At 72.1% G+C, this 17,959-nt stretch carries 17 protein-coding genes; 11 read left to right on the top strand and 6 right to left on the bottom strand.

What is annotated here, in order from left to right; all coding sequences use genetic code 11:
* Nucleotides 1-100 precede the first annotated feature (100 nt).
* The gene (gene pcrA / locus BLV96_RS25685) at nucleotides 101-2,518 is read right to left on the bottom strand and encodes a DNA helicase PcrA (RefSeq protein WP_086682544.1); all 2,418 of its coding nucleotides are present in this window, start codon (nucleotides 2,516-2,518) and stop codon (nucleotides 101-103) included.
* Between the two features lie 145 nt (nucleotides 2,519-2,663).
* On the opposite strand from pcrA, the gene BLV96_RS25680 reads away from it, so the two are divergent.
* The 7 genes from BLV96_RS25680 to BLV96_RS25650 all read left to right on the top strand — a co-directional run bounded on the left by BLV96_RS25680 (nucleotide 2,664) and on the right by BLV96_RS25650 (nucleotide 9,716).
* Entirely contained in the window at nucleotides 2,664-3,080 is a 417-nt protein-coding gene (locus BLV96_RS25680) for a DUF1707 SHOCT-like domain-containing protein (protein WP_086682541.1), read from the top strand.
* A 161-nt stretch (nucleotides 3,081-3,241) separates the two neighbouring features.
* Nucleotides 3,242-3,538 carry a chorismate mutase gene (locus BLV96_RS25675; RefSeq protein ID WP_086682537.1) on the top strand — a complete coding sequence of 99 codons (297 nt, stop codon included), beginning with the start codon at nucleotides 3,242-3,244 and terminating at the stop codon, nucleotides 3,536-3,538.
* A gap of 64 nt (nucleotides 3,539-3,602) precedes the next feature.
* Nucleotides 3,603-3,920, top strand: a complete 318-nt coding sequence (locus BLV96_RS25670; protein WP_086682533.1) for a hypothetical protein — start codon at nucleotides 3,603-3,605, stop codon at nucleotides 3,918-3,920.
* Nucleotides 3,921-4,254: 334 nt separating this feature from the next.
* Nucleotides 4,255-5,643, top strand: coding sequence for a hypothetical protein (locus BLV96_RS25665; RefSeq protein WP_091389507.1), 1,389 nt, complete (start codon nucleotides 4,255-4,257; stop codon nucleotides 5,641-5,643).
* A gap of 260 nt (nucleotides 5,644-5,903) precedes the next feature.
* The gene (locus BLV96_RS25660) at nucleotides 5,904-6,764 is read left to right on the top strand and encodes a hypothetical protein (RefSeq protein ID WP_086672790.1); all 861 of its coding nucleotides are present in this window, start codon (nucleotides 5,904-5,906) and stop codon (nucleotides 6,762-6,764) included.
* A 215-nt stretch (nucleotides 6,765-6,979) separates the two neighbouring features.
* Nucleotides 6,980-8,608, top strand: coding sequence for a serine/threonine-protein kinase (locus BLV96_RS25655; RefSeq protein ID WP_086672792.1), 1,629 nt, complete (start codon nucleotides 6,980-6,982; stop codon nucleotides 8,606-8,608).
* A 13-nt stretch (nucleotides 8,609-8,621) separates the two neighbouring features.
* Entirely contained in the window at nucleotides 8,622-9,716 is a 1,095-nt protein-coding gene (locus BLV96_RS25650; RefSeq protein WP_086672794.1) for a serine/threonine-protein kinase, read from the top strand.
* Here BLV96_RS25650 and BLV96_RS25645 read toward each other — a convergent pair.
* On the bottom strand, nucleotides 9,713-10,615 hold the full coding sequence (locus tag BLV96_RS25645) for a LysR family transcriptional regulator (protein WP_086672796.1): 903 nt from the start codon (nucleotides 10,613-10,615) through the stop codon (nucleotides 9,713-9,715). The genes BLV96_RS25650 and BLV96_RS25645 overlap by 4 nt on opposite strands.
* A gap of 105 nt (nucleotides 10,616-10,720) precedes the next feature.
* On the opposite strand from BLV96_RS25645, the gene BLV96_RS25640 reads away from it, so the two are divergent.
* Nucleotides 10,721-11,689, top strand: coding sequence for a DMT family transporter (locus BLV96_RS25640; RefSeq protein WP_244180455.1), 969 nt, complete (start codon nucleotides 10,721-10,723; stop codon nucleotides 11,687-11,689).
* A gap of 4 nt (nucleotides 11,690-11,693) precedes the next feature.
* Here BLV96_RS25640 and BLV96_RS25635 read toward each other — a convergent pair whose 3' ends face one another.
* From BLV96_RS25635 to BLV96_RS25625, 3 genes are read right to left on the bottom strand one after another with little or no spacing between them, the layout of a single operon-like run.
* The gene (locus BLV96_RS25635) at nucleotides 11,694-12,374 is read right to left on the bottom strand and encodes a response regulator (protein WP_086672798.1); all 681 of its coding nucleotides are present in this window, start codon (nucleotides 12,372-12,374) and stop codon (nucleotides 11,694-11,696) included.
* A 7-nt stretch (nucleotides 12,375-12,381) separates the two neighbouring features.
* Nucleotides 12,382-13,677: an ATP-binding protein gene (locus BLV96_RS25630; protein ID WP_086672800.1), complete on the bottom strand. Its 1,296-nt coding sequence runs from the start codon at nucleotides 13,675-13,677 to the stop codon at nucleotides 12,382-12,384.
* Nucleotides 13,678-13,723: 46 nt separating this feature from the next.
* Entirely contained in the window at nucleotides 13,724-14,092 is a 369-nt protein-coding gene (locus BLV96_RS25625) for a restriction endonuclease (protein WP_086672802.1), read from the bottom strand.
* A 41-nt stretch (nucleotides 14,093-14,133) separates the two neighbouring features.
* On the opposite strand from BLV96_RS25625, the gene BLV96_RS25620 reads away from it, so the two are divergent.
* Nucleotides 14,134-15,417, top strand: a complete 1,284-nt coding sequence (locus tag BLV96_RS25620) for a PspC domain-containing protein (protein ID WP_086672804.1) — start codon at nucleotides 14,134-14,136, stop codon at nucleotides 15,415-15,417.
* Entirely contained in the window at nucleotides 15,410-15,649 is a 240-nt protein-coding gene (locus BLV96_RS25615; protein WP_086672806.1) for a hypothetical protein, read from the top strand. Before BLV96_RS25620 ends, BLV96_RS25615 begins: the two co-directional genes overlap by 8 nt.
* Before the next feature lie 62 nt (nucleotides 15,650-15,711).
* Here BLV96_RS25615 and guaA read toward each other — a convergent pair whose 3' ends face one another.
* A complete protein-coding gene (gene guaA / locus BLV96_RS25610; RefSeq protein WP_086672807.1) occupies nucleotides 15,712-17,268 on the bottom strand; it encodes a glutamine-hydrolyzing GMP synthase in 1,557 nt (518 codons plus the stop codon).
* A gap of 109 nt (nucleotides 17,269-17,377) precedes the next feature.
* On the opposite strand from guaA, the gene BLV96_RS25605 reads away from it, so the two are divergent.
* Nucleotides 17,378-17,923: a DinB family protein gene (locus BLV96_RS25605; protein WP_086672809.1), complete on the top strand. Its 546-nt coding sequence runs from the start codon at nucleotides 17,378-17,380 to the stop codon at nucleotides 17,921-17,923.
* Nucleotides 17,924-17,959: the final 36 nt, after the last annotated feature.

The raw sequence follows: 17,959 nt of genomic DNA, 5'->3' as shown, positions 1-17,959 counted from the left end.
CGTCGAACTCGTGTTCGATGACGGGGTCAGTTCTACCGGCGGGGTACGACGATTCCGGCGCCGATCGGGGGGATCGGCGCCGGGTTCACTCGGACGGGTGTTACAGCTTCACCATCGGGACGCTGCCGATCAGCATCAGGCGGACCTTGCCGGCCGCGCCGAAGTCGATCGTCGCCGTGGCGCGCGGGCCGACGCCGTCGCACGAGATCACCGTGCCCAGGCCGTACTTGTCGTGGCTGACGCGGTCGCCGACGTCCAGCTTCAGCGCCACCGTGTCCTTCCAGCCCTTGCCGAACGACGGCGTGCCCGAGGACGCCGGCGACGAAGTCCGCCGGCCGCCCCACGTGGTCGCCGCCCGCGGCGTGCCGCCGCCACGCGAACCGGAACCGAACCCGAACCCCGCGCTGGAGGGCTCCAGCCGCCGCCAGTCGACGAGGTCGCCCGGCAGCTCGTCCAGGAACCGCGAAGCCGGGTTCATCGAAGGCTGGCCCCACGCCGAGCGCGTGATCGCGCGCGAGACGTACAGCCGCTGCCGCGCCCGCGTGATCGCGACGTACGCCAGCCGCCGTTCCTCGGCGAGTTCGGTCGGGTCGCCCAGCGCGCGCATGTGCGGGAAAACGCCGTCCTCCCAACCGGTGCAGAACACCACCGGGTACTCCAGGCCCTTCGCGGTGTGCACGGTCATCAGCGTGACCACGCCCGCGCCGCCGTCGCCTTCCTCGCCGCCGTCGGGCGAAGGCACCGAATCGGCGTCCGCGACCAGCGACACGCGCTCCAGGAACGCGGGCAGCGAACCCGGTGCCGGCACGCCGGGTTCGACGACCAGCTCGGCGTTCTCGTCCGCGGCCACCTCGGCGGTGATCTCGGTGAATTCGCGGGCGACCGTGACGAGCTCGTCCAGGTTCTCCACACGCGTGTGGTCCTGCGGGTCGTCGGACTCTTCGAGCTCGATGCGGTAGCCGGTCTTGTCCAGCACGGCTTCGAGGACGTCGTGCACTTCGGCGCCTTCGGAAACCAGCGTGCCCAGCTCGTCGAGCATCGCGACGAACCCCTTGATCGCCTTGACCGAGCGCGGGTTCAGCAGCGGCACCTTGTCTTCGGTGGCGTCGCGAAGCGCCGCGGCGAACGAAATCCGCTCGCGCTCGGCGTGCGTCGCCACGACGGCCTCCGCGCGGTCGCCGATGCCGCGCTTGGGCACGTTCAGCACGCGCCGCAGGCTGACCGTGTCGTCGGGGTTCGCCAGCACGCGCAGGTACGCGATCATGTCGCGGACTTCGCGCCGCTCGTAGAACCGCACGCCGCCGACGACCTTGTACGGCAGGCCGAGCCGGATGAAGATCTCTTCGAAGACGCGGGACTGGTTGTTGGTGCGGTAGAAGACGGCGACGTCGGAGTAGTCGGCTTCGCCCTTCTCCGCCAGCGAATCGATTTCCCCCGCGACGAACGCGGCTTCGTCGTGGTCGTTGTCCGCGACGTAGCCGACGATCTTCTCGCCCTCGCCCGAATCCGTCCACAGCCGCTTGGCGCGGCGGTTCGGGTTCCGCTCGATGACGGCGTTGGCCGCGGACAGGATCGTCTGCGTGGAGCGGTAGTTCTGCTCCAGCAGGATGGTGTGCGCGTTGGGGAAGTCCCGCTCGAACTCTTCGATGTTGCGGATCGTCGCGCCGCGGAAGGCGTAGATCGACTGGTCCGCGTCACCGACGACGACCAGCTCGGCCGGGTCGATGCCCGCTTCGTTCGGGGCGGTCCCGGCGAGTTCGCGGACCAGCGTGTACTGCGCGTGGTTCGTGTCCTGGTACTCGTCGACCAGCACGTGGCGGAACCGCCGGCGGTAGTACTCGGCGACGGCCGGGAACGCCTGCAGCAGCGAAACAGTCCGCATGATGAGGTCGTCGAAGTCGAACGCGTTGGCCAGCGAAAGCCGCCGCTGGTACTCGACGTAGACCTCGGCGACGCGCCGCTCCAGGTCGTTGGCCGCGTTGGCCGACGCGGTCTCCGGGTCGGTCAGCTCGTTCTTCAGGTTCGAGATGTGCACGGCGAGCGTGCGGGCCGCGTAGCGCTTCGGGTCGATGTCGAGGTCCCGCGCCACGAGCGTGATGAGCCGCTTGGTGTCGTCGGAGTCGTAGATGGAGAAGTTCGACGACATGTCGAGCGTCTTGGCCTCACGACGCAGGATCCGCACGCACATCGAGTGGAACGTCGACACCCACATGGCGTTCGCGCGCCGCCCGACGAGCGCCGCGACGCGCTCGCGCATCTCCGCGGCCGCCTTGTTGGTGAACGTGATCGCCATGATCTCGCCGGGGTGCACGCGGCGTTGCCCGAGCAGGTAGGCGATGCGGCGGGTCAGCACCCGGGTCTTGCCCGATCCCGCGCCCGCCACCACCAGCAGCGGACCACCGGCGTGGGTGACGGCTTCGCGCTGGGACGGGTTCAGGTCGTCGAGCAGATCGGCCTGCCCGCCGGAAGCGGGCTTGCGCGCGGGGGTCTCGGCGGGGAGATCGAAGAGGGTGTCCATCGTCTGTCCACGCTACCCCGGGCGGGTAGGAGGGCGGCGGAAGCGTGCCGAGGCGGGCGATCCCGGGCTACCGCGCCGGGCGTAGCGCGAGGTGTCGCCTGACGTCCGACGCGCCGCGGGAAGTCCGCGCGGAGCATCGGCGGACATGGAAGACCACCGCATCCGCGCCGCCGACGCCGACCGTGAACGCGTCGCCTCCGCCGTCCAGACCGCCGGCTCCGAAGGCCGGCTCACCCTCGAAGAGGTCGAAGAGCGCCTCACCCACGTCTACGCCGCCAGGTTCACCGACGAGCTGGCCGCGTTGACCACCGACCTGCCGCGGCCCGCCCCGCCCCGGCCCGGTTTCCCGCTCACCCGCGCCGCGCTGCGACGGCACCCCGCGCTGCGGCTGCACCTCGCCGTCGTGGTGGCGCTGGGTGTGCTGCTCGTCGTCCGGTGGGCGGTGCTGGGCGCCGGCTTCTTCTGGCCCGCGTTCCCGGTGTTCTGGCTGGCCGTCAGCCTCTTCGTTCATGCCCGGGTGCGCTCGTTCCGGGAGCGCCCCGGGACGGCTGTGCCATACTGAGCGCATGCGGCACCACGCAGAGCGATTTTTTTACGGGACCCGGACTCCGGCTCCCGTGATCGCGTAGTGCCCGAACCGCCATCACGCCAGCCCCGGAGTCCACGGACCCGGGGCTGTCGCCGTCCCAGGGGCCGGGTCCGGGCACCGAGGGAGAGGTCCCGATGAACGCACAAGCGACGAACGCCGACGGCCAGCCCGCCGAGCACACGCCCACCGCGGACGAAATCGCGTCGCTCCGCGAAGAGATCGACTGGCTGGACAAGGAGATCCTGCGGCTGGTGAAGCGCCGGGTCGAGGTGTCCAAGACGATCGGGGCCGCGCGGATGGCCGCCGGCGGGACGCGGATCGTCTACAACCGCGAGATGGACGTGCTCGCGCGCTACCGCGAGCTGGGCCCGGAAGGCCGTCAGCTGGCGATGGCGCTGCTGGAGCTGGGCCGGGGCAAGCTCGGCCGGTAACGGTTGTCCGAATTCCGGGTCTTCCCTGAGGCACCGGTGGCCCCGCTGCGGGCAGACTGGGGTCATGGACTGGCTCGTGAACCTCATCGCCGTCATCGTCGCGCTCGCGAGCGTGCTGGCCGCGCTGGGCCATGTGGGGTATCTGGCGATGCTGAACAACGCGGCGGGTAAGCGCGGTGCCAGTGGCGCCCCGGTCGGGCAGTACGTCCGCAGCCGCTGGGCCGTGGCCGGTGGTACCACGGCGGCGTCTCTGTTCGCGTGGTTGCTCACGGCCGGGGGACCGACGCTCGACATCGTGGCGATTCTCGTCGCCGCCGGTAGCGGTGTGGTGGCGACGAAGGCGCTGCAGTCCACGCGCGACCGTTACCGCACGGGAGGCTGAACTCCCTGAACTGGGCCGATGGCGCTGGGTGAGACTGCGCAGCGTCACCCTCCCCCGATCGGTCGCGCCCGACCGAGTGAAACCTGTGCAACTTGCAGGTTTGGGCGGGACTTTCTACGCCGGATGCTCCTAGGGTTGACGCCGTGAGGACCCTTGCGTTCGGGTCGGGCGGAGCCCGGAGGACGCGCGGGGGCACTGGCCCCGCGCGTCCGGTCTCGCATGCGCGTGCATTTGCGCAGGATTCCGAACGCGATTCCGCGCGTGAGGATGCTCCGATCGGGTTCTGTTGCCCCCCAACGGCATCAGAGCCGGGCCGCCGGGTGGTCGAACCGACATGACCCACGGCACGGAGTTCCACGGACGCGGCGGCGCGCCCGCGCATCCCGGGCGGCACCGGCTCGGCGGCACGGAGAGCTGGACCCCGCCGCTGCCCCCGAACCGCGCGGGACGGCGGCACGCGGCCGGCCAAGCGCCGGTCGACCCGCCCGTGTCCGGGTCGCTCCCCCTCGCCCAGCCGCGGTCGGGAGCGGATCCCGTCCCGCAGGCCTACTCGAGGTCCGGGACGCTGCCGGGGTCGTTCCCCTACGCGCGGCCGGGCGCCCGGCCCCAGCCGATCCCGGGGTCGTTCCCCTACGCGCAGCCGGGCACCCTGCCCCAGCAGGTGTCCGGGTCCCTGCCCGTCGCGCAACCGGGGTCCTTCGAGCAGCCGGTGTCCGGCACGCTCCCCCAGCCGTCGCTGCCCCAGCCGCGCGACCGGCGGCCCGCGCCCCCGCTCTTCCCCGCCGCACACGGCGACCTCCCCCTCGACGACGAGGCCGAGCCCGCCACCGAATCCCCCGCCGACCAGGCCGCGCGGCGCACCCGCGTCTCGCTGGCCTCCCCGCAGCCCCGGCGCGCGGACACCGAAGACGACGACGTCCTCATCTACGCCGCGCCGCCGCTCGACGGGCTCGGTGGCTTCACCATCGGCTCCGTGCCCGCCTCCGTGACCCCGCCCAAGACCTGGAAGAAGGCGGCCTGGTTCGCGACCGGCGCGTCCGGCGCCGTGGTCGTCGGGCTGCTGTTCGCCGGGTCCTACCTGGTCGGAAAACCGGCGGCGGACCAGGCCGTGCAGGGCGCGTGGCCCGGTTACCAGGGCGCGCCCACCGTCATCGACCCCACCGGCCCCGGCGAGCGGACGTCCCGGCAGGGCGGGTCCGCGCCGGGCCCGGACACCTCGTCCTCGCCGGACCAGCCGGCCGGGCGGACCAGCGGCGGTGGCGCCGGCCCCGTCGACGGCTCCGCCCCGCCGCCCGCCGACGACAGCAGCGCCGCGCCGGGCACGACCGGCACGGCCACGCCGGGGACGAGCGCGCGGCCGCAGAAGCCCCCCGTCACGCCCGCCCAGCGCGAAACCCCGGTCAAGTCGCCGTGGTGGTACTCCTTCCCGCCGGACGCCCAGACCATGGGCGACAACTCGGAGAAGTTCTTCAACACCGTCACCACCGATCCCGCCGCGGCGTCCGCGGTGACCACCGGTGAGCTGCACGACCAGGGTCCGCAGGCCCTCGCCGACCGGTACGCCGGCGTCGCCTACTTCGAGGTCCGCAAGATCAGCATCGACCAGCAACGCGGCGTCACGGTCAACACCGTCGAGATCACCCACACCGACGGTTCCAAGACGATCGAGGAGCGCACGCTGACGTTCGGGGACGGCGACAAGATCGCCGCTGACGGCCAGTAACCGATCCTGCACGTGCGGTTCGCCCGTTCCGATGCACGTGCGGTGCGCCGAACGGTTACCCCTGGTCCGGGTGGGTGACATATGCTGCCGCTCGTCGTATCGCGACGGCATTCCGGCGACAGAGCCTGGTGGTGCCCGTCCGCACAGGGTTACCTGACGACAGCGGATCCGGAACCGGCCACGAGTCGGCCACCCGGACCAACGGGAACCCGGCCGAACGGCCGAGTGACCGTCCCCGGAACCCCAGAGCGAGGACATTCGTGCTTGATCGGCAGCGCACACGGCGTGAGGTACCCAACGCCGTCCGCGTCGAGGACGTGATCCCGGCCGAGATACTCGACGGCGTCGGCGACGCCGACCGCGACTATCTCGAGCAGGTCTTCCGCGATCCGCAGAAGTTCCTGCCGCCGCGCCCGGAACCCGTCCGTGAGCCGGAACGAGCCGAAGACGACGGCGAGCCCGAGAGCCGCTTCGTCCGCCGCGCCAAGCTGGCCGGGCTCGTGGCCGCCGGGGCGCTCGTCGCCGGCGCGGTGGTCGCCGCGCCGATGCTGACCAGCGCGCACCGCGCGGTGTCCGAAGGCGGCCAGTCCACGCCCGCCGGCTTCAGCGGCGCCGCGGAGCTCGGCGGCCTCGCCGTCCCGCAGCACCAGGCCGGCGGCGGTGCGCCCGAGCAGCCCAGCACGCCCGCGCCCGGCACGCACTCCGGTGGCGCGCCGTCGGCGTCGGAGTCGACCGGCGGGAGCCCGCGGACCGAAGCCGCGGCGGCGACCGCGCAGGCGGTGCCGGACAAGGCCGCCGACGCACGCAGCGCCGCCCGGAAGATCCAGGCCGTCAAGGACTTCTACGCCGCCATCGCGAAGGACTCGACGGGCGCGCTGGCGCTGCTGAGCCCGACCCTGGCCGACGGCGCGGCGGGCGAGCTGGTCCGCACCTGGAGCTCGATGGACGCCATCGACGTCCAGGAGGCCGACACGCAGATCAAGCCGGACGGCTCGATCCTCGCGGTCGCCACGCTGCACCGGCCGGACGGCGCCCTGGTCCGCGTGACCCAGCTGTTCCGGGTCGCCGACAGCGGCGGGCTGATCACCGAAGCCGAGCTCGTCTCGGCCCAGTACATGTAGCCCTCGGCGATCACCCCTTCACCCGTGGTTCAAGTGCCTGTACCGGATTCGTGTGCGCAGAGTGAGCGCCTAGCCTTGTCACGGGCCGGTCTCAGTGAAGCCGGCACACAGCCCACGACATGTGCATACGCTCCAGCGAAGCGGCGTGCGCGTGGCCGCGTCACCAGGCACCGATCCTCACGCCCTGGTGAAGTCGGAGCCCAAAGGGAGGTCGCGTGAGCGACGAGGGTCGTCTGGTCGCCGGTCGGTACCGCATCGTCGGCCGGATCGGCACGGGCGCGATGGGGGCCGTCTGGCAGGCGCACGACGAGGTCCTGGGCCGCACGGTCGCCATCAAGCAGCTGCTCCTGCAGCCGCACCTGGACGAGCACGACGCCGAGGACGCGCGCCAGCGGACGATGCGTGAGGGCCGCATCGCCGCCCGCCTGCACCACCCGAACGCGATCTCGGTGTTCGACGTCGTCACCGACGACAACGGGCAGCCGTGCCTGATCATGGAGTACCTCAACTCCACCAGCCTGGCCGCCGTGCTGCAGGAACGCCGCACGCTGCCGCCGACCGAGGTGGCGCGCATCGGCGCCCAGGTCGCCGCGGCGCTGCGCGAGGCGCACGCGGTCGGCATCGTGCACCGCGACATCAAGCCGGGCAACATCCTGCTCGCCGCCAACGGCACCGTGAAGATCACCGACTTCGGCATCTCGCGCGCCAAGGACGACGTCACGGTCACCAAGACCGGGATGATCGCCGGCACCCCCGCCTACCTGGCCCCCGAGGTCGCCATCGGCGGCGACCCGGGCCCGGAGTCCGACGTCTTCTCCCTCGGTTCGACGCTGTACGCGGCCTGTGAGGGCCAGCCGCCGTTCGGGCTGTCGGAGAACACGCTGAGCCTGCTGCACGCGGTCGCGGCCGGACAGATCATCCCGCCGCGCCAGTCCGGGCCGCTGGCGAGCGTCCTGGCCGTGCTGCTGCACCCGGACGTCCAGCACCGGCCGACCGCCGAGGAGTGCGAGGAGCTGCTCGCGGCCGTCGCCCGCGGCGAGACGCCGCTCGGCGGCCCGGCGGACGAGACCATGATGGCGCCGGCCGCGGGCGTGCTCGGCGCGGCCGCCGTCGCCGACCCGAACGCCACCCAGATGTTCGACGAGGTCCCGGCCGGCCACTCCGGCAGCCTCCTCGACGGTGGCCAGGCCCCGACCCAGGCCGTCCCGTACTACGACGAGGACGACTACCCCGAGGGCACCGGCTACCCGGAGGACGACTACGACGGGTACGACCGCTACCCGGACGAGCGTCAGCAGTACGCCGGTGGCGTCCCGCCGGGCCTGGCCGCGACCCGCGCGGTGCCGGTGCCCCCGCACGAGCAGGGCCCGTACGCGGACGACCCGTACGACGACTACGAAGACGAGCCGGCCCCGCCGCCCCCGCCGCGGCGTCCGCAGGCCAGCCCGGTCGATGACGACGACGAGAAGCCCGGCGCCTGGAAGCGCCCGGCGATCATCGGCGGCGTCGTGGTCGTGGGCCTGGTCGCGCTCGCGGTGTGGCTGCTGAGCCCGAACAACCCGGAGGCGCCCGCGGCGCCGGTGTCGAGCAGCAAGCCGGCACCCGCCGCGACGTCGGAGTCGCTGCCGTCGACGACGGATGAGCCGATCAGCACCGCGGACGTGCCGCCGCCGGCTTCGGAGACGTCCTCGTCGAAGCGCGCGACCACTTCGCGGCAGACTGAGCCGGAGAAGACCACGACTCCGCGGACGACTTCCGCGAAGCCCACCACTTCCACCCCGGAACCGCCGACAAGCAGCGAACCCCCGTCCAGTTCGACCTCGCAGCCCCCGGCTGGCGGATGATCGAGGATCCAACTTGAGTTCTGAAGGCACCATCGTCGGCGGCCGGTTCCGGCTGGACCAGCCGATCGGCCGTGGCCGCGCGGGCATCGTGTGGCTGGCGTTCGACACGCGGCTGTTCCGCACGGTCGCGATGAAGCGGATGTACCTCCCCGTCGGGGCGGGCGAGCGCGCCGAGCAGGCGCGCGCGGGCGCCATGCAGGAGGGCAAGGACGCCGCCCGGATCGAGCACCCCAGCGCGATCAAGGTGTTCGACGTCCTGCCCGACGGCCAGGACGTCTGGCTGGTGATGGAGTACATCCCGTCGCGCAGCATGGCGACGTTCCTCGCCGAGCACGGCCGGCTCACCCCCGACCAGGCCGCGCACCTGGGCATCCAGCTCGGCAACGCGCTCACCGCGATCCACGCGGCCGGGTTCGTGCACCGCACGCTGGAGCCCGGCACGGTGCTGCTGGCCGACGACGGCGGCGTCAAGCTCACCGACATCGGCATCAGCGGCGGCGGCCCACACGCGGCGTACGTGGCGCCTGAGGTCGCGCGCGGGCTGCCGCCGACGCCGGCCGCCGACGTCTTCTCGCTGGGCGCGACGCTGTACACGTCCGTCGAGGGCGTGCCGCCGTTCGGGGAGGACGGGCAGTCGTCCGAGCGGCCGGCGCAGAACGCGGGCGTGCTGACCGCGGCGCTGCGCAAGATGCTGCGCCCCGACCCCACGACGCGGCCGACGATGGCCGACACCGTCCGCTCGCTGAGCGCGATCACCGAAGGCCGCGAGACGGCGTTCATCCCGCCGACCAACCCCGGGATCCCGCCGCCCCCGCCGCCGCCCTTCAACCCGGGGCTGGCGGCCGCGACGACGCAGCTGCCGCCGTCGGGACCGCAGTTCCAGCAGCAGATCCCGGTCGCCGCGCCCGGCTACTCCGCGGCGGAGGAGACCCAGCGGATGCAGCCGGTCCCCGCGCCGACGCAGTACGTGCCGCCGCCCGCGCCGGGACCGCGGCCCCAGGCGCAGGCGTGGAACCTGCCGGTGTCGAAGAAGACGCTGATCACCGCGGCCGCGATCCTCGCGGCAGTGCTGGTCGGCATCCTCGTCTCGGAGCTGTTCTTCGTCTAAGCCACCTTGGCGGTCGCCGCGCGCATGGCTTCCAGCAGCGTGCGGACGGCCGGGTGGCCCCACATGCGGGACGCGACCGCGGCGTGGATCGCGCGCACCGGTTCCGGGTTCCGGATCCGGCGGACGACGACGCCGGGGTGCTGGGCGCCGAGCCCCAGCTCGGGGATGAGCCCGACGCCGATGCCGGCGGCGACGAACCCCTGCGCCGTCTGGTAGTCCTCGGACTCGACCACGACGTTCGGCGCGAACCCGGCCGACGCGCAGGCGCTGTCGAGGATGTCCCGGCAGATGCCGGGCAGGCCGTCGACGCCGACCCACGGCTCTTCGGCGAACTCCGTCAGGTCGAGCACGCGCTTGCGGGCCAGCGGGTGGGTCTTCGGCAGCACGGCGCGGTAGGGGTCGTCGAGCAGGTGCACCAGCTCGACGCCCTTGCCGGGCGGCTTCCGGCGCGGGAAGACGGTGATCGCGACGTCGGCGTTGCCCGCTTCGACGTCGGCCATCGGGTCGTCCGGCTCGACCAGCTTGAGGTCGAGGCGGACGCCGGGGTGCTCGCGGCGGACCGCGGCGATGGCGGGCGGGACCAGGGACGCGCCGGCCGTCGCGAAGTAGCGGATGGCGACGCGGCCGGTGCGGCCCTCTTTGAGCTCGGTCAGGGCGGCCTCGGCCTTCGCGAGCTCGCTGCTCAGCTTCTCGGCGTGCTCGGACAGCAGCGCGCCCGCCGGCGTCGCCCGGACGCCGCGTCCGACGCGTTCGAGCAGCTCGGTGCCGGCTTCGCGTTCCAGGGCCGAGAGCTGCTGGCTGATCGCGGACGGCGTGTAGCCGAGGTTGCGGGCCGCGGCGGTGATCGACCCGCTGGTGATGACGGCGCGGAGGACCTGCATGCGGCGGACGTCGAGCATGGCCCCGATCGTACAGCTGAGCTTAAGCGTCCCTGCAGTTATTTTCGCTTGTCCTTACGTCTTTCCGGGGCGAAGCTGGCGCTTGATCGGAGAAGGAGGACTGGGGTGGGCGAGACGAAGACCCTGCTGAGGATCGGCGCGCTGGCGTTGATGTGGGGTTCGAGCTTCTTCTGGATCAAGCTGGGACTGGGGATGTTCTCGCCGGTGCAGCTGGTGCTGGCGCGGCTCGTGCTCGGCGCGGCGATGCTGCTGGTGCTGTGCCGGCTGCAGCGCGCCCGGCTCCCGCGCGACCGGCGGGTGTGGGGTCACCTGGCCGTCGCGGCGTTCTTCCACAACGCGCTGCCCTTCCTGCTGTTCGCGATCGGCGAGACGACGGTCGACTCGGGGATCACCGGGGTGCTCAACTCGACGACGCCGCTGTGGGTCCTGCTGGCGGCGCCGCTGATGGGGACGTCGTCGCGGATGACGGGCACGCGGCTGGCCGGGCTCCTGGTGGGCCTCGGCGGGATCCTGCTGATCTTCGCGCCGTGGCAGGCATCGGGGCTGCTGAGCTGGGGCGCGCTGGCGTGCCTCGCGGCGGCGGCGAGCTACGGGTTCGCGTTCGTCTACGAGGGCAAGTACCTGTCGTCCCCGGACTCCTCGCCGTACGCGGTTTCGGCCGGGCAGATGCTGCTGGCCAGCGGGATGCTGGTGCTGGCGCTGCCGGTGGGCGGGTTGACGCCGGTGCACGTGTCGGCCGGGCCGCTGCTGGCGGTGCTCGTGCTGGGGATCGGCTCGACGGGGATCGCGTTCGCGCTGAACTACCAGCTGCTGGCTTCGGAAGGCGCGGTGGCGGCGTCGGTCGTCGGGTACCTGCTGCCGGTGGTTTCGGTGCTGCTGGGCGCGGTTTTCCTGGGCGAGCAGCTGAACGTGAGGGTGATCGCGGGCATGGTGGTCGTCCTCGGCGGGGTCGCGCTGACCCGCCTCCAGAAGCCGGAGCGAGGGGCTTCGGCCGGGTCCGGCGACCAGGCGGATGGGCTTGGTGACGACACCACCGGGCGCGCGCCCCGGCCTCTCGCTCCTCTGGCGGACTGAGCGCTCACACCAAGCGGCGGTCGGAGGCCCAGCGGGAGAGCTCGTAGCGGTTCGAGAGCTGGGTCTTCCGGAGCACGCTCGACACGTGCGTCTCGACCGTCTTCACCGAGATGAACAGCTCCGACGCGATCTCCTTGTACGCGTACCCCCGCGCCAGCAACCGCAGGACGTCCCGCTCCCGGGGCGTCAGGAGGTCCAGCTCCGGGTCGTTGATCGGCGCCGAACCCGGCCGGTCGGCGAACGCGTCCAGCACGAACCCGGCCAGCCGCGGCGAGAACACCGCGTCGCCGTCCGAGACGCGGACCACCGCGCGGACCAGTTCCTTCGACGAGATCGTCTTCGTCACGTACCCGCGCGCGCCCGCTCGGATGACCGCGATGACGTCCTCCGCCGCGTCGGACACCGACAGCGCCAGGAACACCACGTCCGGCAGCTCGGGCCGCACCCGGCGCAGGACCTCCGCGCCGCCGCCGTCGGGCATGTGGACGTCCAGCAGCACCACCTGGGGCTTCGTCCGGGCGATCCCGGCCACCGCCTCGGCCACCGAACCGGCCTCGCCGACCACGCGGACCTCGTCGGTGATCGAGTCGAGCTCGGTGCGGACGCCCGCGCGGAACAGCGCGTGGTCGTCGACGAGGAACACCTTCACCGGTTCGCGCTGGGTGTCAGTCACGTCGTCGAGCATAGCCGCCTCACGCTGCCCCCTTGCCCGCTTTCACCGGCATGGCGAGCTGCACTTCCGTGCCCTCCCCCGGCGCCGTGCGCACCTTGCACGTGCCGCCGTGGCGGGTCATCCGGCCGCGGATCGAGTCGGCGAGGCCGTGGCGGTCGTCCGGGACGAGGTCGGGGTCGAAGCCCTTGCCGCGGTCGCGGACGAACACCGTCACCGCCGTCGGCTCGACCTCGGCGAAGACGCTGACCTCCTCGACGCCGGCGTGCTTCGCGGCGTTGACGATCGCCTCGCGCGCGGCCTGGACCAGCGCCACCAGTGAGTCGTCGAGCTCGGCGTCGCCGACGACCACCTGGCCGACGGAGATCGCGAAGGTGTCCTCCACCTCGCCGCACGCCGTCGCGAGGGCTTCGGACAGCTGGCCGCTCGCTTCCTCGGCGGTCTCGACGGGCTTGCCGTAGCCGTTCGGGCCGTAGAGCCAGCCGCGCAGCTCGCGTTCCTGGCTGCGCGCCAGCCGCGCCACTTCGCGCGGCTGCTCGCTCTGCTTCTGGATCAGGGCCAGCGTCTGCAGGACGGAGTCGTGCAGGTGGGCGGCGATCTCGGCGCGCTCGTCGGTGCGGATGCGGGCTTTACGCTCGTCGGACAGGTCGCGGACCAGCCGCAGCCAGAACGGGATGGTCAGGACGGCGACCCCGATGAGCGTCGCGAGGACCGCGATCAGGGCGAACTGGACCTGGTCGAGGGTGCCGCTGCGCAGCACGACGACGGTGATGCCGGTGATCACCAGCGCGACGCCGGCGACGATCCGGATCGCGGCCGACCAGCCACCCCCGCCGAGGAACGCGCCCGCGAAGCCGTCCTTGGCACCGACCCGCCAGCGGCGGCGCTGCGACTCGTCGGCCTCCCGCCAGACGACGGCGAGACCGATCATGGCGACGGCGAGCGGCACGGCGACCCAGCCGCTGATGAACCCGGTGAGCGTCCCGCTGGCGACGGCGAGGCCGACCCCCAGCGCGATCAGGCCGAACGCCTGCTGGCGTTCCTTCGACGTCGGCGCCTTCGCGGTTTCTTCGGTCTGCTGCTGGACGAACGCCCAGAGCAGGCCGTAGGCGAGCAGGCCGGCCCCGTTGAGGGCGGCGAGCAGCGCGAAGGCGGTCCGCACCCAGACGACGGGGACCCCGAGGTGGTCGGCGAGCCCCCCGGCGACCCCGGCGATCGCCCGCCCGGACCGGCGCCGGAACATCTTGGGCTTGTCCGGGACGGTCACCTGGTCGGTCGTGACGTGGTCGAGGGCTTCTTGCACGTGGTCCATGGTCACACGGGGCCGTGCGGGGGTGCATCGGGGAAAATCCCCGAACGCCCGATCAGTGCCAGGGCGCCGGGCCCGTCCGGCTCGCCCAGGCCGCGAGACCGTGGACGTCGAGCAGGCGAATCCCGTGGTGAGCGGCGTACTGCCGGGCTTGTTTCGTGAACGTCGACGTGGTGACCACGGCGGCGACGCGGGCGCCGTGCACGGTGTAGCAGGTACCGCCGAACCGCTGCAGGTCCGGCCCGCCGACCTTGTGGGTCCCGCTGAAGCGCTTCGCCTGGAGCACGATCTTGCGCCCGTCCGGCGCGTAGGCGACCACATCCGCACCCAGGTCGCCGGCCCGGCCGGTGACCTGGGCGTGCGAACAGCCGTCACGCGTGCACAGGACCCCCCGGAACCCCCTCCGGGAAACCTCAGGGACCATCCCGGATGTCCGCCCGCCCCAGATCGCGCATGCTCTTCGGTATGAGTGGTGCGAGTGAGACGCGGGCACCGAAGCCGAGTCCGTTGAACGGCTTCGAGGAGACCGTGAAGGACTTCTGGGTCAGCCGGCCTCGGCGGCCGCACGCCGGGCGGAAGGTGGCCGGCGTTGCCGCCGCCATCGGGTACCGGTATGGGATCGACCCCGTTGTCGTGCGGGTCGCCCTGGTGGTCGCCACGATCTTCGGGGGCTTCGGCGTTCCCTTCTACCTGCTGGGGTGGCTGTTCCTGCCGGGCGAGAGCGACGAAGTCTCCGGCTTCGAAAGCCTGATCGGGCGCGGCCGCTCTTCGGTGTCGCCCGCCTTCGCCGTCGTGCTCAGCGTCTTCACCGTCGTCAGCGTCGGGGGTGCCTTCAGCGGCTCGTGGTTCGACGGTGGGGCCCTCATCAGCTTCGCGCTCATCGCCAGCGCGCTCTACCTGCTGCACCGCAACCGCGGCCAGGAGAACCGGCCCTCGCCGGTCACCCCGCGGACTCGAGCCTTCACCGGGAACGGAGCCTTCACCATGACCGACACGGCCACGGCCGCCCCCGAGGCCAAGGCAGGCTGGGACCCGCTCGCCGCCGATCCGGCCGGCTGGGACCTGCCCGATCCGCCGTCGGCGCAGCCGCCGCCTGCGCCGCCTCTGCACCACCGCGACCGCCGGCCCGAGCGGCGCCGCAACTCCAAGGTGGGCTCGGCGACCTTCGCGCTCGCCGTGCTGACCGCCGGTGGTGGCGTGCTGGCCAACCTCAACGGCGCCACCTGGTTCTCCGCGCAGCACGTCATCGGCCTCGTGCTCGGCGTCGTCGGCATCGGCCTGGTCACCGGCGCGTTCGTCCGCGGCGGGCGCGGCCTGATCGGGCTCGCCGTGCCGCTGGCGATCGTCGGGATGGTGCTGACGACCGTGCCGTTCGAGAACTTCGACTTCCGCGGCGGTGCGGGCGACCTGCGGGAGACCCCGCACGCGGTGACCGACCTGAAGCCGCTCTACCAGCACGCCGCGGGCAACATCAACCTCGACCTGACCGAGCTGCCCGCCGGCTCGCCGATCACCACCAACGTGATCAACGGCGCCGGCGACTCCACGGTCACCGTGCCGGACACCGCGGACGTCACCTACGACTGCCACACCGGGGCCGGCAACACCGAGTGCTTCGGCCACGAGACCGACGGCATCAGCCAGGACGCGCTGACCGGCGTCGACTACGGCACCGACGGCCCGGGCGGCCAGCAGATCACCCTGCACGTCAAGAACAGCATGGGCAACGTGGAGGTGCGCCGTGGCTGACCAGAACCCCTACGCCTACGACAACGCCACGGAAACCCAGCCGCCCGCGAAGCGCGGGGTGGACGTCTTCACCCTGATCGTCGGGGTCGCGACGCTGCTGATCTCCGCCTACGTCCTCTCGGACGGCGCGAGCTGGCTGCCGCAGTTCGACTTCCGCTGGGTGATCGCCGGCGGCGCGGTGTTCGTGGGGCTGCTGCTCCTCGGCGCGTCGTTCGGCAAACGCCGCCGCTAGAACAGAAAACTCTCGAGGCCCCGGATCCCACGCCGGGGCCTCGAGTCCTGTCTACAGTGGACTCACTCCCACTCGATGGTGCCCGGCGGCTTGGACGTCACGTCCAGGACCACCCGGTTGACCTCCGCCACCTCGTTGGTGATGCGCGTGGAAATCCGCTCGAGGACGTCGTAGGGCAGGCGCGTCCAGTCCGCGGTCATCGCGTCCTCGGACGACACCGGCCGGAGGACCACCGGGTGCCCGTAGGTCCGGCCGTCGCCCTGGACGCCGACGCTGCGGACGTCGGCCAGCAGCACCACCGGGCACTGCCAGATGCTGCGGTCCAGCCCGGCCGCCGTCAGCTCCTCGCGGGCGATCAGGTCGGCCGCGCGCAGGGTGTCGAGACGCTCCTGGTCGACCGCGCCGATGATGCGGATGCCCAGGCCAGGGCCGGGGAACGGCTGGCGCTGGACGATCGTCTCGGGCAGCCCCAGTTCCGAGCCGACCCGCCGGACCTCGTCCTTGAACAGCAGCCGCAGCGGCTCGACCAGCTCGAACTCGAGGTCGTCCGGCAGGCCGCCGACGTTGTGGTGGCTCTTGATGTTGGCCGTGCCCTCGCCGCCGCCGGACTCGACGACGTCCGGGTAGAGCGTGCCCTGGACCAGGAACTTGTAGTCGCCCTGGGCCTTGAGGTCGCGCTCGGCCTGCTCGAAGACGCGGATGAACTCGCGGCCGATGATCTTGCGCTTCTGCTCGGGGTCGGTGACGCCGGCGAGCGCGTCGAGGAAGCGCTCGCGCGCGTCCACGGTGACGAGGTTGACCCCGGTGGCGGAGACGAAGTCCTGCTCGACCTGGGTGCGCTCGCCCGCGCGCAGCAGGCCGTGGTCGACGAACACGCAGGTCAGCCGGTCGCCGATGGCGCGCTGGACCAACGCGGCCGCCACGGCGGAGTCGACGCCGCCGGACAGGCCGCAGATCGCGCGGCCGTCGCCGATCTGGTCGCTGATCCGCTGGACCTGCTCTTCGACGATCGACGACGTCGTCCACTGCGGCTCGATCCCGGCGATGTCGCGCAGGAACCGCCGCAACACCTCCTGGCCGTGCGGCGAATGCGCGACCTCCGGGTGGTACTGGACGCCGGCGAAGCGGCGCTTGACGTCCTCGAAGCCGGCGACCTCGGCGCCGTCCGAAGACGCGGTGACGACCGAGCCTTCGGGCGCCTTGGTGACGCTGTCGTTGTGGCTCATCCACGCGGGCTGGTGCGCGGGCAGGCCGGCGTGCAGGACGCCGCCGTCACCGGTCACGCGGACCTCGGTGCGGCCGAACTCGCGCACGCCGGTCGGCTCGACGACGCCGCCGAGCGCGCTGGCGAGCAGCTGGTGGCCGTAGCAGATGCCGAACATCGGCACGCCGGCTTCAGTGAGCTTCGGGTCCATGCCCGGCGCGCCTTCGGCGTACACGCTCGACGGGCCGCCCGAAAGGATGATGGCCGCGGGGTTCTTCGCGAGGATCTCTTCGGTGGACGCGCTGTGCGGGACGACCTCGGAGTAGATCTGCGCCTCGCGCACGCGCCGGGCGATCAGCTGCGCGTACTGCGCCCCGAAGTCCACGACGAGAACCGGACCGGTGGGGTTGGGCACCTGGCGACCTCCTGGCGAGAAGCGGGATTCCCCTCCATCGTCCCAGGTGGGCCCGGTCACCTCCGATTCAGGGCCGCCCCTGTCCGCGATCGGGCCTACGGTCCCCGTTATGGCTGTGAACTGGACCAAGGAACTGACCGACCAGCTCGACTTCCACTGGAACATCCACACGCGCCCGAAGCTCGAGGGCCTCACCGACGACGAGTACCTCTGGGAGCCCGTCCCGGACTGCTGGACCGTGCGGCCGCGCAAGTCGGACAGCGAGCCCGGCTCGGGTCCGTTCACCATCGACTTCGCCTTCCCCGAGCCGACTCCGCCGCCGGTCACGACGATCGCGTGGCGGCTCAACCACGTCCTCGTCGGCGTGCTCGGCATGCGGTCGGCGTCGCACTTCGGCGGCCCGGCGATGACGTACGACGACTACCCGTACCCGGGGACGGCCGCGGAGGCGATGTCCCTGCTCGACGAGTACTACGCCCGGTGGGTCGAAGGGGTGAAGTCGCTCGACGACGAGGCCCTGGCGCGCTCGTGCGGCCCGGCGGAAGGCCCGTACGCGGAGTACCCGATGGCGACGCTGGTGCTGCACATCCACCGCGAGATGATCCACCACTGCGCCGAAGTCCTGCTGCTGCGCGATCTCTACCGGAGCCGGTGATCTGTAACGCGGAGTCACCGCCGGTCCGATTCACCA

It is taken from the genome of Amycolatopsis pretoriensis (assembly GCF_900107925.1).
GTDB lineage: Bacteria > Actinomycetota > Actinomycetes > Mycobacteriales > Pseudonocardiaceae > Amycolatopsis > Amycolatopsis pretoriensis.
Note: the sequence above shows the minus strand (reverse complement) of the source record. Positions and strands in the feature narration are given on the sequence as shown.